Genomic DNA, 14,189 nt, shown 5'->3' with positions numbered 1-14,189 from the left:
AAGAAAAAGCATTATGGCTACAAAGAAATCTAAAGCTGCCAATAAGAAGAGTTTCGATAAAGAAACTTATATGGAATGGTTCAGAAGCATGTCTTTAATGAGAAGATTTGAGGAGAAATCTGGTCAGTTATATGGTCAGCAAAAAATCAGTGGTTTCTGCCACTTGTATATTGGTCAGGAAGCTTGTGTGGCTGGAGCGGTCAGTGCATTAAAAAAAGGAGATAAATATATTACAGCCTATAGAGATCACGCACATCCAATTGGTTTAGGGACAGACCCTAAAGCAGTAATGGCGGAGCTTTACGGAAAAGAAACGGGTGTTTCTAAAGGTAAAGGTGGATCTATGCACATGTTTGATAAAGAAAACCATTTCTTTGGAGGCCATGGTATTGTAGGGGGTCAAATTCCTTTGGGTGCTGGTATTGCCTTTTCTGAGCAATATAAAGGGACTGACAATGTATGTATCACCTATATGGGTGATGGTGCAGTAAGACAAGGTGCTTTTCACGAAGCTTTAAACATGGCCATGAGCATGAAATTGCCGGTTATTTTCGCTATTGAAAATAATGGATATGCAATGGGTACTTCTGTTAAAAGAACTTCAAATGTAACCGAATTACATACTTTAGGTGAAGCATATGATATGCCATCAAAAGGAGTGGATGCTATGAATGTTGAAAACGTTCATAATGCAGTAGCTGAAGCAGCGGAAAGAGCAAGAAAAGGAGAAGGTCCAACATTATTGGAGTTCAGAACTTACCGTTATAAAGGTCACTCTATGTCAGATCCTGCGAAATATAGAACAAAAGAAGAGTTAGAAGAATACAAGGCAAAAGATCCTATAGAGCAAGCTAAACAAGCTATTTTGAAAAATAAATATGCTACTGAGGAGGAGCTTAAAGAAATAGATAACGAACAAAAGGAGATCGTAAAAGAATGCGTGAAATTTGCTGAAGAATCAGATTTCCCTTCTGTGGATGAGGTATATAAAGATGTATACGCTCAAGAAGATTATCCTTTTATAGTGGATTAATAATACTTAATTACTAATATACCTGTCAGGTTTCAGTTTGTAATACCATCTAAGTTATTAATACAGATGAAATCTTTAGAATGAGTAAACCTGACAGGTTTAATTTTTATAAAATCAAAAGTTTGCAATTAAACTATATAACTAAAATTCCACATCACTTATTTTAATGGATTTAAATCCCAATACTTTAAACTAATAAAGCAACAAATTGGGTAATAATAAATAAATTTTTATAGCTTTGCGGTCTTAAAGTAGAGTCAATGGCAAAAACAAAAACTAGACAGAAGGAACAAAGTTCTGAGTTTTACGAAAATCCTGAGGTATTAGCTCAACAACTTTCTAAAACTGAACAATTCATAGAAAACAATAAGAAAGTGGTTTTCGGTTTGGGCGGGATCATCGCCTTAATCATTGTAGCTTTTTTTGGTTACCGTTATTATATGAACAATTTGAATGAGGAAGCTCAAAAAGAAATGTTCCAGTCGGTATATTGGTTTGAAAATGGAGAGTACGACCTAGCCTTAAATGGTGATGGTAATAACTTTGGCTTTTTAGCGATAGTAGAAGATTATGGTTCTACAAAAGCAGCTAACCTAGCGAACTTCTACTTAGGTAATATATACTTACAACAAGGCCAGTTTGAAACTGCAATTGACTATTTAGAAAGCTTTAGTAGTGATGACTTATTAATACAAGCTAGAGCGTATGCTTTAGTAGGTGATGCATATATGGAGTTAGGAAATTATTCTATTGCTGCTGATGAGTATGCCAAAGCTGCTTCATACAAATCAAATGATGAGTTCAGCCCATTATATTTATTAAAGCAAGGCTTAGCTAACGAAAAAGCTAATGACAATGCTGCAGCTATAGAAAGCTATAAAAAGATCGTAGAAGATTACAGTGAGTCCAAACATAAGGCAGATGCACAAAAATACCTGTCCCGTTTAGAGGCTCAAAACTAATTTAATATATAAATGAATTGCTAAAAGGGGACAGGTTGAAAAATCTGTCCCTTTTTTATTGATAATACAAAATAAACTATCCATACAGCAAATAGATTGAAAACTATGAGCTGAGAATTTGAAATTAATAAATTACACCCCCTATCCCCCTCGAGGGGGGAGATTCAAAGATAGTGGGATTAGGTAAACATAAATGATTATCAACTAAATTAAACCTGTGTGAGTATCCCCTTTAGGGGATTATAGGGGTGTCTTGTGGCTGACAATTTAGTTTTAAATAAGACTTTTATACTGAATAAAATATAATAATATGGCATCTAACTTAAAAAACTTAAGTACGCATTCTGGTAAAAACATGAAAGGTTTGCAAGACAAAAAATTTGCAATTGTAGTCTCAGAATGGAATGAAGAAGTAACTGAATCATTATACAATGGAGCATATGAAAGCTTAATTGAAAACGGAATTCCTAAAGAGAATATTCAAAAGCATTATGTTCCTGGAAGCTTTGAATTAAGCTTAGGAGCACAGTGGATGGCAGAAAAAGAAGATATTGATGCGGTAATATGCTTGGGCTGTGTAATTCAAGGCGAAACGCGTCACTTCGACTTCATTTGCGATGCAGTAGCTCATGGCATAACGAATGTAAGTTTGAAATATAACAAACCTGTGATTTTTGGTGTTCTTACGCCTAATACTCAGCAGCAAGCCTTAGATCGTGCAGGTGGAAAGCATGGAAACAAAGGTGATGAAGCTGCATTTACAGCATTAAAAATGTTAGGATTAGCTAAAGGATTATGATTGTATTGAAATTTGGTGGTACCTCGGTTGGTACTCCTCAAGGAATGAATCAGATTCGTGAAATTATCACGAATGATCAAAATAAAAAACTGATAGTACTTTCTGCATTAAGTGGCGTTACCAATACCTTAGTTGAAATTGGCGAAAGGTTAAGAAAGAAAGAAACTGATTTAGCTCAGAAAACGATCAAAAAGCTTCAAAAGCGCTATGATGAATTTATTGAAGAGCTTTTTGAAACAGAAATTTTCAAGAAAAAGGCGAATGAAATTGTAGCTGAAAGCATGGCCTTCGTAAAAGGCTGTTTAGAAATAGCCTTTACCAATGCTATCGATAAAGAATTATTGGCTCAAGGAGAATTAATGTCAACCAACATATTCCATCTTCATTTGCAGGAGCATCAATTAAATAGCGCTTTAATTAATGCATTGGATTTTGTTCGTACGGATGCTTTTAGTGAGCCAGATGAAGCCTTCATCAATAAAGAGCTGTCTGATATATTGGTGAAATTACCAGCAGAGAAAAATTTAATTATTACCCAAGGCTATATTTGCAGAAATGCTGAAGGGAATATTGACAACTTACAAAGAGGAGGAAGTGACTATACTGCCTCATTGGTAGGAGCTGCACTCAATGCGGATGAAATCCAAATTTGGACGGATATTGACGGTATGCATAATAACGACCCAAGAGTTGTTGATAATACTTTTAGCATTCCTGAGCTTTCTTTTGAAGAAGCAGCGGAGCTCGCCTATTTTGGGGCAAAAATTTTACATCCCTCATGTATTAGGCCAGCACAAAAAAGGACCATTCCTGTTCGTTTGAAAAATACCATGAAACCCGAAGCGCCTGGCACATTAATTCATACGAAAGAAGGTGCTGGAGAAGGCATAAAAGCTATTGCGGCTAAGGATGGGATTATCGCAATTAAAGTGAAATCACTTCGAATGTTAATGGCTTATGGTTTCCTAAGAAGAGTATTTGAAATTTTTGAGAAGTATAAAACGCCAATTGATGTAATTACTACTTCTGAGGTAGCCATTTCAGTAACCATCGATAATATATACTATTTAGATAGTATTTTAAGTGAGTTAAGACCATTCGGTGAAGTGGAAGTGGATCAGGAACAAAGTATTATTTGTCTGGTAGGTAATATGGTGGCTGAAAAGCCAGGATTAGTCAGTAAAATATTTGCTGCCCTTCAGGACGTACCCGTAAGAATGATTTCTTATGGAGGTAGTCGTCATAATATTTCAATTGTTGTGGATACCCAATATAAATCAGAAGCCTTAAAAAGGCTGAATGATGGTGTGTTTTAAAATTTTAGTAAAGGAGTGGGTTGAAATAGCCCTCTCCTTATCCTACAAACTTATCTTTAAACGCTTGTATTGATTTTTTATCCCCTAACAAAATCAATACATCTCCTTCATTACATTTTACCTCTGAATTAGGATTAAAAACAAAACCTTGTTTTTTGTCTTTAAATGCCAAAACAGTAGCTCCCGTTTTGTTTTTCACATCCATTTCGCCTATAGATAAATTTTTGAATTCATCTTTTAACAGATTATGATTAATTTCTTCTAAAGAATATTCTGATTGTTGATCTCCATTTAATAATTCAAGAAATTCAACTACACTTGGTTTGGTCACTAATGAAGCCATATAAGAACCTCCCACTCGATCAGGCATCACAATATGATCGGCACCCGCTCTGCGCAGTTTCTTTTCAGTATTTCTCTCGGTGGCCTTGGCTATAATTTGAATTTGCGGGTTTATTTCTTTAGCAGTTAAAGTGATAAATACATTATCTGCATCGCTTGGCAAGGTGGTGATTAAAGTGCTGGCTCTTTCCACTCCTGCCTCTATTAATACAGATTCTAAAACTGCATCACCATGTAGAAATTGATAGCCTTTCTCATTATTGTAATTATTAATTAAATCAGCATTCTTCTCAATAAATAAAAGTTCTTTATTAGAATGTCTAAGACCGCTTCCAGCAATCTCTCCATTTTTTCCAAAGCCACATATAATAATATGATTGTTCAATTTTTTCAAAGCTTTTCTATCGGTATAAGTTTTATATATTTCTCTAAACCTGCCTTCAAATAAATAAGAAGAAATTACTGAAGCAGTATAGGCAAATAAGCCCAAATTTATAATAATATAGAATACGGTAAATAATTTCCCATCATCACTTAGGGGCTGTACTTCTTGAAAGCCTACGGTAGAAAAGGTAATGACTGACATGTAAACGCCATCCCTAAAATTATAATTTTCAATCAGCATATAGCCAAAACTCCCTAGCAGAATACTAATAATTATAAATGCAAAAGCATAAAAGAGCTTCATTAAAGCAGTTTGCATATTCGAAAATTTATTCTGTCACTTTTACACCGTTCCAAAAAGCAACATAGTTTTCAATATTTTTAGCTAAATCTTTTGCATCGGGATAGTACCATGCTGCATCCTTATTTACATCACCATTTACATTTAATGAGTAATAGGAAGCAGTTCCTTTCCAATGACAGGTGCTCGAATAATCTGATTTCTCAAAATACTCCTTTTTAATCGATTGAGGCGGAAAATAATGATTGCCTTCAATCACGATGGTGTCATCGCTTTCTGCTACTACTTGATTGTTCCAAATTGCTTTCATAATATACAAAGTTTATCGTTTGTTAACTACTTTAAACCTAAGGCTATTCGTAAACCTGTCAGGTTTAGGATTTAAATAAATATTCTGAACAAGGATTCATATTATAGAATTTAATTATGTGAAACCTGACAGGTTTCAAACTCTATTGTCAGCATCAAGCTTAACCTTATAAATAACGCCTTGCCCATAACAGCATATACCAGAATTAAAGACCACCAGGGCAAAAGTCCCATAATAAATCCAATTCCATCCTTCAGGATGATCCATTCTGAAAAAAGCGGCATCAATTGCTAAGCTTAAGCCAGCTCCTATTAAAATTAAACCTAAAATTGAGAAAAATAACCATTTTTGCTTTAGCGCCTGCATGACATATATAGAATTTGTTCCAACAAAATTTAACTATCTTCGTGTTTTAGTTTTTAAGACGAATAGCCGTTATTAAAAGTTTATGAAATATTTAATATACAGTCTACTGCTAGTAGGAACCATTTTGCAAAGTTCTTTTGCACAAGTTATAAAACCAATAAGCTGGGAAAGTTCGATTTTAGAAGAAAATGTAGAAGTTGGAGACACTGCTACTATCTCTTTTAGAGCTAAAATTGATGAAAACTGGTATTTGTATTCCTCAGACTTTGATCCTGATTTGGGTCCTATGCTTACAGAATTTGAGTTTGTTGAAGATGAATCCTATCAATTAGTTGATAGCATTATCCCTATAAATCCATCAGAAGGATATGATGAAATCTGGGAAGGAAATTATACTTATTTCAAAAAGAATGCTGAGTTCCAGCAAAAGGTAATCATTAAAGAAATTCCATTCAGAATAGAAACTAGTAATAGCTACCAAGTTTGTTCTGATGTAGATGGGAAGTGTATTCCTTTCAGTGATGATTTTTTATTTGGTAAAAAACTGGCTTCTAAGAAAGACGAAGCGAAAGACTCTAAAGTAGATAAAGAAGTAAGAAAAGATAAACTAGAAGGAAATTCTGGCTTAGACTTAACCCAAAAAGATTCTACTTCACCTTATTCTCTTTTAGGCTTTATGTTGGTAGCCTTCTTGGCAGGTTTAGCAGCACTTTTAACACCTTGCGTTTTTCCCATGATTCCTATGACGGTAACCTTTTTTACAGGTAAAGCCAAGACAAGAGCTGGAGCTATCCGTCAGGCTGTAATTTATGGTTTGTCCATAGTGGTTATTTATGTTGTAGCAGGGACAATCATTGCTGTTATTAATGGACCAGAGTTTGCAAACTGGTTGAGTACGCACTGGATTCCAAATGTATTTTTCTTTTTGGTATTTTTCATTTTTGCACTTTCCTTTTTAGGTCTTTTCGAAATCAATTTGCCTTCATCTTTTGTGAATAAAGTGGATGCAAAAGCTGATAAAGGAGGCTTGGGAGGTGTGTTCTTCATGGCCTTTACTTTAGTTCTTGTTTCTTTTAGCTGTACCGGACCTATAGTGGGAAGTATTTTAGTTGAATCCGCTGGAGGAATGGTAATTAAACCTTTATTAGGAATGTTTGCCTTCAGTATGGCATTCGCAATCCCATTTACACTTTTTGCTATTTTCCCTGAATGGTTGAATAACTTACCAAAATCTGGAGGATGGTTGAATTCGGTAAAAGTGGTTTTAGGTTTTTTAGAATTGGCGTTAGGTTTAAAGTTCTTAAGCATAGCCGATCAGGTTTATCATTGGGGAATATTAGACAGAGATATTTACTTAGTGCTTTGGATTGTAATTTTTGGAATGCTTGGATTTTACCTTTTAGGGAAACTGAGATTACCGGGTGATAGTCCGATAGAAAAGCTTTCAGTTAGCAGACTAATGCTAGCAATCGTTACTTTCAGTTTTGTACTTTATATGATCCCAGGATTATTTGGAGCTCCTTTAAAAGCGCTTTCAGGTTATTTACCTCCCATGAGTTCACATGATTTTGATCTACCAACCCTTATTCGTGAAAACAGTGGAGGCGCTGTAACATCTAGTTCAGAAGACCAATTATGTGAAGATCCAAAGTATGCAGATATGCTCCATTTCCCTCATGGGATAAAAGGTTATTTCGATTATGAACAAGCTTTAGCTTGTGCAAAAGAACAAGGAAAACCAATTTTTGTAGACTTTACTGGTCACGGTTGCGTGAATTGTCGTGAAATGGAAGCAAGAGTTTGGTCTGACCCAGCAGTACTTAGCCGATTAAAAAATGATTTTGTGATGTTAGCATTATACGTGGATGAAAAAACTGAATTGCCCAAAAGTGAGTGGTATACCAGTGAATATGATGGTAAGGTGAAAAAGACTATGGGTAAGCAAAATGCTGATTTTCAAATCACTCGCTTTAATAACAATGCTCAGCCTTATTATGTACTTCTCGATACTAATGGCGAACTATTAGTGGAGCCTATTGCTTATGAAAGAAGTATTAGCAAGTTTGTAGATTTCTTAGAAACAGCTAAAGAAAAGTTTGAAGCCAAAAACAAACCTTAATTAAAGAAATTGTACCTTTGCAAGGTCTATTTAATTTGAAACGTTAGCAATACAGAATGGCAAAAAGAAGAAAAAGCGATTCGCTTAAAGAGGAAGAGAAAAAGCCACTCAACAAAGAAAATTTCAAGAAGCTCACTGGAGTTTTTCAGTTTATAAAACCTTATAAAGGCTACTTTATAGCAGGTTTATTCTTTTTACTTATATCTAGTACTACTCTATTAGGCTTTCCATATGTTATGGGTAAGTTAGTGGATGTAGCGCAAGGTAAAGCTTCTGGTGTTTTTACTGAAATCAATACGGTTGCTTTCATCCTTATTGGAATATTAGCAGTTCAGAGTTTCTTTTCTTTCTTTAGAGTATATCTTTTTGCTCAGGTAAGTGAAAGAGCTATGGCCGATATGCGAGCTAAACTCTACAATAAACTGATGAGTTTACCGATGGCTTTTTATGATAAAAGTAGAATTGGAGAATTAGTAAGTAGAATCACTTCTGATGTCTCTTTATTGCAGGATACTTTTTCTGTAACCTTAGCTGAATTTATTAGACAGGTTTCTACCTTGATTATTGGTGCTGCGATTATTTTTTATACCACTCCAAAATTAGCAGGCTTTATGATTGCCACATTTCCTATACTGGTTATTGCTGCTATGGTTTTTGGTAGATTTATCAGAAAGCTTTCTAAAAAAACGCAATCGGAACTGGCTTCTGCTAATGTGATTGTTGAAGAAACATTACAATCCATCAATATTGTAAAAGCCTTTACCAGCGAGTTAACAGAAGTAATGCGTTATCGCAAATCATTGGATAAGGTGGTTAAAGTAGCATTGAAATCTGCTACTTTTAGGGGCGCATTTATTTCCTTTATTATTTTCGCTATGTTCGGTGGAATTGTAGCCGTACTATGGTATGGCGCTAGCCTAGTACAGGAAGGCACCATGAGTGTTGGGGACTTACTGAGCTTTGTATTGTATACTACTTTCATTGGGGGTTCAATTGCGGGTTTAGGAGATTTATATGGTCAAATTCAAAAAGCTATTGGGGCTTCTGAACGTGTGATGGAAATATTGAATGAGGAAGAGGAGCTTCAAATCAAAGCAGAAGATAAGATCAAACTAAATGGAGCTATCCAATTTGAAAATGTCCGTTTTTCTTACCCAACCAGGAAGGATGTAGAGGTTTTAAAAGGATTGGATTTAACCGTTGATGCGGGTGAAAAGGTAGCTTTAGTAGGTCATAGTGGGGCAGGAAAATCAACCATCATTCAGTTATTGATGCGTTTTTATCCTGTTGATGGTGGCCAAATAATGGTGGATGGACAAGAGGTGACTTCTTTATCACTAAATGCTTTCAGACAGAATATTGGTATAGTTCCTCAAGAAATTATTTTATTTGGGGGTACTATCCGTGAGAATATTGCATATGGTAAACCAAATGCTACTGAAGAAGAAGTAATTGAGGCTGCTGAAAAAGCTAATGCATGGATGTTTATTAAAGATTTTCCAGAAGGCTTAGATACTGTAGTGGGTGAAAGAGGTGTTAAATTATCAGGTGGACAAAGGCAAAGAATTGCAATTGCCAGAGCTATATTAAAAGATCCTAAAATATTGATTTTAGATGAGGCAACATCATCATTAGATGCAGAATCAGAGAATCTGGTGCAGCAAGCCTTAGATGAATTAATGCAAAACAGAACAACCATTATCATTGCCCATAGGCTAGCTACTATCAGAAAGGTTGATAAAATATTTGTGCTTAATGAGGGCAAAATTTCAGAACAGGGTTCTCATCAAGAGCTTTTAGAATCAGAAAATGGTACTTACAGTAATTTGGTTAAGCTCCAATTACAAGATTAAATATGAAATTTAAATATTATTCTCTAAAAGCAATATTTTGGCTTCTAAGTATAATTCCTTTTTGGTTTTATCATGGATTTTCAAGCCTAATTGCTTTTATTTTCATCCAGTTTAAACTCTATCGATATAAGGTAGTGATAAACAATCTTAAGATTGCGTTTCCTGAGAAGTCTGATAATGAAATAAGGAAAATTGCTCATCGCTTTTATTATCACTTCACAGATTTGCTGATAGAAAGTATCAAAGCTTTTACCATTTCAGCTAATCAGATCAAGAAAAGATGGAAAATTAATGTTACTTCAGACATTCAAAGAATCCTTGATGAAAAGAGGAACATAGCCATTATTATGCCGCATTATAGTAATTGGGAATGGGGAGTTCCAAGTTTTTGTATGATGACCGATCGTAATCAACCTATTGGTTTGGGGATATATAAACCCTTAAAAAATAAGTTGATGGATAAAATAATGAAAGATAACCGATCTCGTTTTCCTGGCGCTAAACTTGTACCCAAAAATGATGTGTCTAAAGTAGTGAACAAGTATAAAAATGATCATTTTATGCTCGGTTTCGCAGCAGATCAAGCACCTCATAATGGATATAGCGCCTATTGGATGGAGTTTTTAGGAAAAGAAACGGGTGTTTTTTATGGGGCTGAAAAATTCTGTAAAAAACTAGACCTAGTTCCGGTTTATGCACATGTAAAAAAAATAGGCCGCTCTAAGTATGAAGTTGATCTTGAAGTCATCAGTGAAAACCCTAAAGAAACAGATTATGGATTCATCACTGAAAAACACATGAAATTACTGGAGGCGGATATCAAAAAAGAGCCGTATTTATGGCTGTGGACTCATAAAAGGTGGAAGCGTTCAAAACCTGCTGATTATGAGATAGTAAGAAGAAAAGAGAGAATTAAAAATTAGTCTACATAGCAAGTACATTTTACTAGGAGTTAACTTCCAGTATAACCTTAAAATTATTGAATATGAGTGAATCAAATAATGAAGATAAATTAGAATTAAATAAAATTAGAAAGGCTTTTAAAGACAGAGATTGGAATGAAATTAAAAGCTCAGACTCATGGGCAATATTTAAAATCATGTCCGAGTTTGTTGATGGTTTTGAAAAGCTAGCTAAAATTGGACCTTGTGTTTCTGTATTTGGATCAGCAAGAACTAAACCCGATCACCCTTATTACAAAATGGCTGAGGAGGTAGCAGCTAAATTAGTACGCCATGGATATGGTGTTATTACTGGTGGTGGCCCTGGGATAATGGAAGCCGGTAATAAAGGCGCTAAAAGTGAAAATGGTAAATCAGTAGGTTTAAATATTGTTTTGCCATTTGAGCAATTCAATAATATCTACATTGATCCAGATAAATTAATCACTTTTGATTATTTCTTCGTTAGAAAAGTAATGTTTGTAAAGTATGCGCAAGGCTTTGTGGTGATGCCAGGTGGTTTTGGCACTATGGATGAGCTTTTTGAAGCCTTAACCTTAATACAAACTCACAAAATAGGTAGATTTCCTATTGTTTTAGTAGGTAAAAAGTTTTGGGGAGGATTAATCGACTGGATAAAAGACACATTGATTGAAGCAGAAAACAATGTAAGTCCGGAGGATCTTGAGCTTTTCACAGTAGTTGATACTCCAACTGAGGCAGTGAAAGTGATTGATAACTTTTACTCACAGTTCATGTTATCACCTAACTTTTAGTATCAAAAATTTTTTTTATGTCAGACAGCAGGTATGCTTTAATTATTTCTATTGCTTCACTTTTAACCGTTTTAGTGGTTGCCTTTTATGGAATTAATAAAAATGTTAAGCAAGATCAATATATAGAGCGGCCAAAACGTCCTATTGCATTTACAAATGCGAAGACTATTCCTTTACCTGGTAAAATTGATTTAGCTGGTGAAGTTGTACCGTTAGACATTGATGATGTAAAAGAAAGGCTAGATAAAGAGTTACATATTAATTCTTACTGGCATAACAATACCATTTTCCTATTTAAGAGAGCCAGCAGATGGTTTCCAATTATAGAACCGATCTTAAAAGAAAATGGCATTCCGGATGATTTCAAGTATTTAGCTTTAATTGAAAGTGGCTTAGAAAATGTACAAAGCTACGCGGGAGCTGTTGGTTTCTGGCAAATATTGAAAAGTACAGGACGGGAGTATGGACTAGAAATAAACCGGGATGTGGATGAAAGGTATCATCCGATAAAATCTACTGAAGCAGCCTGTAAATACTTTAAAAGAGCATTTAATAAGTTTGGTAACTGGACATTAGTTGCAGCATCTTATAATAGGGGAATGAGAGGTATGCAAAATGCTTTAGATCATCAAAAAGTTGATAATTATTATGATTTAATGCTGAATGATGAGACTTCTAGGTATGTATTTAGAATTCTGGCCATAAAACAGATTTTTGAAACACCTGAAGATTATGGTTTAGATATAAGCAAAGAACATCTTTATCAGCCGTATCAATATAGATTCGATACATTGCGTAATTCTACAGATTGGGTAGAATATGCGAATGAACAAAAAGTAACCTATAAAACCCTCAGAATTTATAATCCATGGATTCAAGATGATGACATTCGTGTAGGAAGGGGTGAATATTATGTGGTTAGTTTACCTAAATAAATTTAGAATATAACTCCAATTTCTAATCCCACATAATCTGTTCTAAGATTGAAACTATCTTCATAAATTGAAGTATTGATGGTGTTTAATAATCCTCTTTGATAAATCACACCTCCAAAAAGTTTTGTATTTATCCCTATCCCATATTCTAAACCTATTGCTAAAAGGGAATTGAGATCAATAAATCTAAAACTTGTAACAATGTTGTCTGGATCTCCTTCATCATTGGTGTTGAAATCAACGGTACCACCAAATTGAAAATATAGTTTTTTATCTAAACCAATTTCTTCTGTAAAAAGCTTAAGGGTAAGAGGTACTTGCAAATATTGAGGATTATAATCTTCGTTATAAACTGTGCCTAATGAATCAGCCGAAAATGAAGCTCTTTTTGCGGTGAAAATTAATCCTGTACTGAAATAATGGTTTTCTTTAAACTCTATGTCAAAAACTGGGCCTAGCTGAAATCGAAGCCCTACTCCTTCCGTTCTAAAATCTGTATTTTCAGCTTCTGAATCAATCCTATTAAATGAAATATTGGGTCCTGCTTTAAAGCCAAATCTCACTTGGGCTTCAGCAAAATAAACTGAAGACAGGAATAAGATAGAAAAGAGCAATTTTTTCATTTATTTTGAGTTTGATTTCATGACAAATATAATCAATGACTTATGCAAAAAAATATATATAGAGTATTTAGTTTTTTGTTAGTGTGCCTATCATTTTATTCATGTTCAGATGACTCAGATCAGTTTTGTGACAACGCTCCGAATGTCAGCGGTATTGAAGCTAACATTAAAATGAACGACCTTACTGATGATATGGTATCTTTAAATTCAGAAAAAGAAGCGTTAAGATTCATAGATGAAAATCCATTTATAGCAGATTACTTTTTTGAAAGAAGCAGATATGGAGCTGATTCAATCATTGCTTCTAGCATGATAAATATATTTTCAAACCCCTCTTATAAAGACACCCTATATCAACAGGTTAAAAATACTTTTGGTGATTTTTCTGAAATGAAAAATGAGTTTGAATCTGCTTTCAAACATTATAAATATTATTACCCAGATGTTTATGTACCAAATTTGGAATTTGTATTAGCAGGCCTAAGAAAGGACTTATTTGTTTCAGATAGTTTGATAAGCGTGGCTGCAGACTATTTCTTAGGGTCTGAGGCAGCTTATGTTCCTAATGGCATTCCTGATTATATATTAATGCGCTATGAAAAGGAATATATTGTTCCTATGACCATGCTGTTGCTTACTCAAAAACAAAATCAAACAGACCAATCCGATAATAGCCTTTTAGCAGATATGGTTTTTTATGGTAAGTCTTATTATATGACTAAAATGACCATTCCTTGTACACCGGATTCATTATTAATTGGCTATACAGCAAAGGAAATGGAGGACATAAATAAAAATGAACATATCATTTGGGCTAATTTTTTAGAAAATGACTTATTATATGAAACAAGTCATTTCATGAAGAATAAATTTATTGGTGAAAGACCTAAAACATTTGAAATTAGCCAACAGTGCCCAGGTAGAATCGGTATTTGGGTAGGTTGGCAAATTGTAAAAGCTTATATGAAGAACAATCCTGAAGTTACAGTTCAAGAGTTAATGGAAAATACAGATGCTCAAGATATATTTAGTAAATCGCGATATAAACCTAAAGGATAGCAACATTTTTACTTAAAATAGTAATTAAGCAATAAATTTATTTCTGAATTCTTATTGTAGAATTATTTAT

General features: G+C 34.3%; 14 protein-coding genes. 10 read left to right on the top strand and 4 right to left on the bottom strand.

All coding sequences use genetic code 11. The annotated features are described in order from the left end of the window. Positions 1-13: 13 nt before the first annotated feature. The 4 genes from pdhA to QYS48_RS06410 all read left to right on the top strand — a co-directional run bounded on the left by pdhA (position 14) and on the right by QYS48_RS06410 (position 4,110). Entirely contained in the window at positions 14-1,033 is a 1,020-nt protein-coding gene (gene pdhA, locus QYS48_RS06425) for a pyruvate dehydrogenase (acetyl-transferring) E1 component subunit alpha (RefSeq protein WP_308358014.1), read from the top strand. Between the two features lie 260 nt (positions 1,034-1,293). Continuing rightward, positions 1,294-1,995 carry a tetratricopeptide repeat protein gene (locus tag QYS48_RS06420; protein WP_308358013.1) on the top strand — a complete coding sequence of 234 codons (702 nt, stop codon included), beginning with the start codon at positions 1,294-1,296 and terminating at the stop codon, positions 1,993-1,995. 310 nt (positions 1,996-2,305) lie between these two features. Next, entirely contained in the window at positions 2,306-2,794 is a 489-nt protein-coding gene (ribH, locus tag QYS48_RS06415; protein ID WP_308358012.1) for a 6,7-dimethyl-8-ribityllumazine synthase, read from the top strand. Continuing rightward, positions 2,791-4,110 (top strand): aspartate kinase, encoded by a 1,320-nt coding sequence (locus QYS48_RS06410; protein WP_308358011.1) that lies wholly within the window; start codon positions 2,791-2,793, stop codon positions 4,108-4,110. The genes ribH and QYS48_RS06410 overlap by 4 nt, the downstream gene beginning before the upstream one ends. A 37-nt stretch (positions 4,111-4,147) precedes the next feature. On the opposite strand, the gene QYS48_RS06405 is transcribed toward QYS48_RS06410, so the two are convergent. The 3 genes from QYS48_RS06405 to QYS48_RS06395 all read right to left on the bottom strand — a co-directional run bounded on the left by QYS48_RS06405 (position 4,148) and on the right by QYS48_RS06395 (position 5,813). Continuing rightward, positions 4,148-5,155: an NAD-binding protein gene (locus QYS48_RS06405; RefSeq protein ID WP_308358010.1), complete on the bottom strand. Its 1,008-nt coding sequence runs from the start codon at positions 5,153-5,155 to the stop codon at positions 4,148-4,150. 10 nt (positions 5,156-5,165) lie between these two features. Further along, a complete protein-coding gene (locus QYS48_RS06400) occupies positions 5,166-5,447 on the bottom strand; it encodes a DUF427 domain-containing protein (RefSeq protein ID WP_302102963.1) in 282 nt (93 codons plus the stop codon). Positions 5,448-5,582: 135 nt separating this feature from the next. Then, positions 5,583-5,813, bottom strand: coding sequence for a hypothetical protein (locus QYS48_RS06395; protein WP_308358009.1), 231 nt, complete (start codon positions 5,811-5,813; stop codon positions 5,583-5,585). Between the two features lie 82 nt (positions 5,814-5,895). Here QYS48_RS06395 and QYS48_RS06390 point away from each other — a divergent pair, with 82 nt between their 5' ends. From QYS48_RS06390 to QYS48_RS06370, 5 genes are all read left to right on the top strand, one after another. After that, positions 5,896-7,932, top strand: coding sequence for a cytochrome c biogenesis protein CcdA (locus QYS48_RS06390; protein WP_308358008.1), 2,037 nt, complete (start codon positions 5,896-5,898; stop codon positions 7,930-7,932). A 56-nt stretch (positions 7,933-7,988) separates the two neighbouring features. Next, positions 7,989-9,785 (top strand): ABC transporter transmembrane domain-containing protein, encoded by a 1,797-nt coding sequence (locus QYS48_RS06385; protein WP_308358007.1) that lies wholly within the window; start codon positions 7,989-7,991, stop codon positions 9,783-9,785. A gap of 2 nt (positions 9,786-9,787) precedes the next feature. Further along, positions 9,788-10,708 (top strand): lysophospholipid acyltransferase family protein, encoded by a 921-nt coding sequence (locus QYS48_RS06380; RefSeq protein ID WP_308358006.1) that lies wholly within the window; start codon positions 9,788-9,790, stop codon positions 10,706-10,708. A 62-nt stretch (positions 10,709-10,770) separates the two neighbouring features. Next, complete coding sequence (locus tag QYS48_RS06375; RefSeq protein WP_308358004.1) at positions 10,771-11,502, top strand: TIGR00730 family Rossman fold protein; 732 nt, start codon at positions 10,771-10,773, stop codon at positions 11,500-11,502. Positions 11,503-11,519: 17 nt separating this feature from the next. Beyond that, the gene (locus QYS48_RS06370; RefSeq protein ID WP_302102966.1) at positions 11,520-12,437 is read left to right on the top strand and encodes a lytic transglycosylase domain-containing protein; all 918 of its coding nucleotides are present in this window, start codon (positions 11,520-11,522) and stop codon (positions 12,435-12,437) included. A gap of 2 nt (positions 12,438-12,439) precedes the next feature. Here QYS48_RS06370 and QYS48_RS06365 read toward each other — a convergent pair whose 3' ends face one another. Beyond that, entirely contained in the window at positions 12,440-13,060 is a 621-nt protein-coding gene (locus QYS48_RS06365; RefSeq protein ID WP_308358003.1) for an outer membrane beta-barrel protein, read from the bottom strand. A 42-nt stretch (positions 13,061-13,102) separates the two neighbouring features. Here QYS48_RS06365 and QYS48_RS06360 point away from each other — a divergent pair, with 42 nt between their 5' ends. Next, the gene (locus tag QYS48_RS06360) at positions 13,103-14,119 is read left to right on the top strand and encodes a gliding motility lipoprotein GldB (protein ID WP_308358001.1); all 1,017 of its coding nucleotides are present in this window, start codon (positions 13,103-13,105) and stop codon (positions 14,117-14,119) included. The last annotated feature ends 70 nt before the right edge of the window (positions 14,120-14,189 follow it).

Origin of the sequence: Marivirga arenosa, from assembly GCF_030503895.2 — a bacterium.
Lineage (GTDB): Bacteria > Bacteroidota > Bacteroidia > Cytophagales > Cyclobacteriaceae > Marivirga > Marivirga arenosa.
The sequence above is the reverse complement of the archived record's forward strand: the minus strand, read 5'-3'. Positions and strand labels throughout refer to the sequence as shown.

Coding starts and splice junctions, on each gene's coding strand:
- QYS48_RS06380 (WP_308358006.1), top strand. CDS start 9,788: ATGAAATTTAAATATTATTCTCTAAAAGCAATATTTTGGCTTCTAAGT.
- QYS48_RS06365 (WP_308358003.1), bottom strand. CDS start 13,060: ATGAAAAAATTGCTCTTTTCTATCTTATTCCTGTCTTCAGTTTATTTT.
- QYS48_RS06400 (WP_302102963.1), bottom strand. CDS start 5,447: ATGAAAGCAATTTGGAACAATCAAGTAGTAGCAGAAAGCGATGACACC.
- QYS48_RS06420 (WP_308358013.1), top strand. CDS start 1,294: ATGGCAAAAACAAAAACTAGACAGAAGGAACAAAGTTCTGAGTTTTAC.
- QYS48_RS06405 (WP_308358010.1), bottom strand. CDS start 5,155: ATGCAAACTGCTTTAATGAAGCTCTTTTATGCTTTTGCATTTATAATT.
- QYS48_RS06375 (WP_308358004.1), top strand. CDS start 10,771: ATGAGTGAATCAAATAATGAAGATAAATTAGAATTAAATAAAATTAGA.
- ribH (WP_308358012.1), top strand. CDS start 2,306: ATGGCATCTAACTTAAAAAACTTAAGTACGCATTCTGGTAAAAACATG.
- QYS48_RS06385 (WP_308358007.1), top strand. CDS start 7,989: ATGGCAAAAAGAAGAAAAAGCGATTCGCTTAAAGAGGAAGAGAAAAAG.
- QYS48_RS06395 (WP_308358009.1), bottom strand. CDS start 5,813: ATGCAGGCGCTAAAGCAAAAATGGTTATTTTTCTCAATTTTAGGTTTA.
- QYS48_RS06370 (WP_302102966.1), top strand. CDS start 11,520: ATGTCAGACAGCAGGTATGCTTTAATTATTTCTATTGCTTCACTTTTA.
- QYS48_RS06410 (WP_308358011.1), top strand. CDS start 2,791: ATGATTGTATTGAAATTTGGTGGTACCTCGGTTGGTACTCCTCAAGGA.
- QYS48_RS06390 (WP_308358008.1), top strand. CDS start 5,896: ATGAAATATTTAATATACAGTCTACTGCTAGTAGGAACCATTTTGCAA.
- pdhA (WP_308358014.1), top strand. CDS start 14: ATGGCTACAAAGAAATCTAAAGCTGCCAATAAGAAGAGTTTCGATAAA.
- QYS48_RS06360 (WP_308358001.1), top strand. CDS start 13,103: ATGCAAAAAAATATATATAGAGTATTTAGTTTTTTGTTAGTGTGCCTA.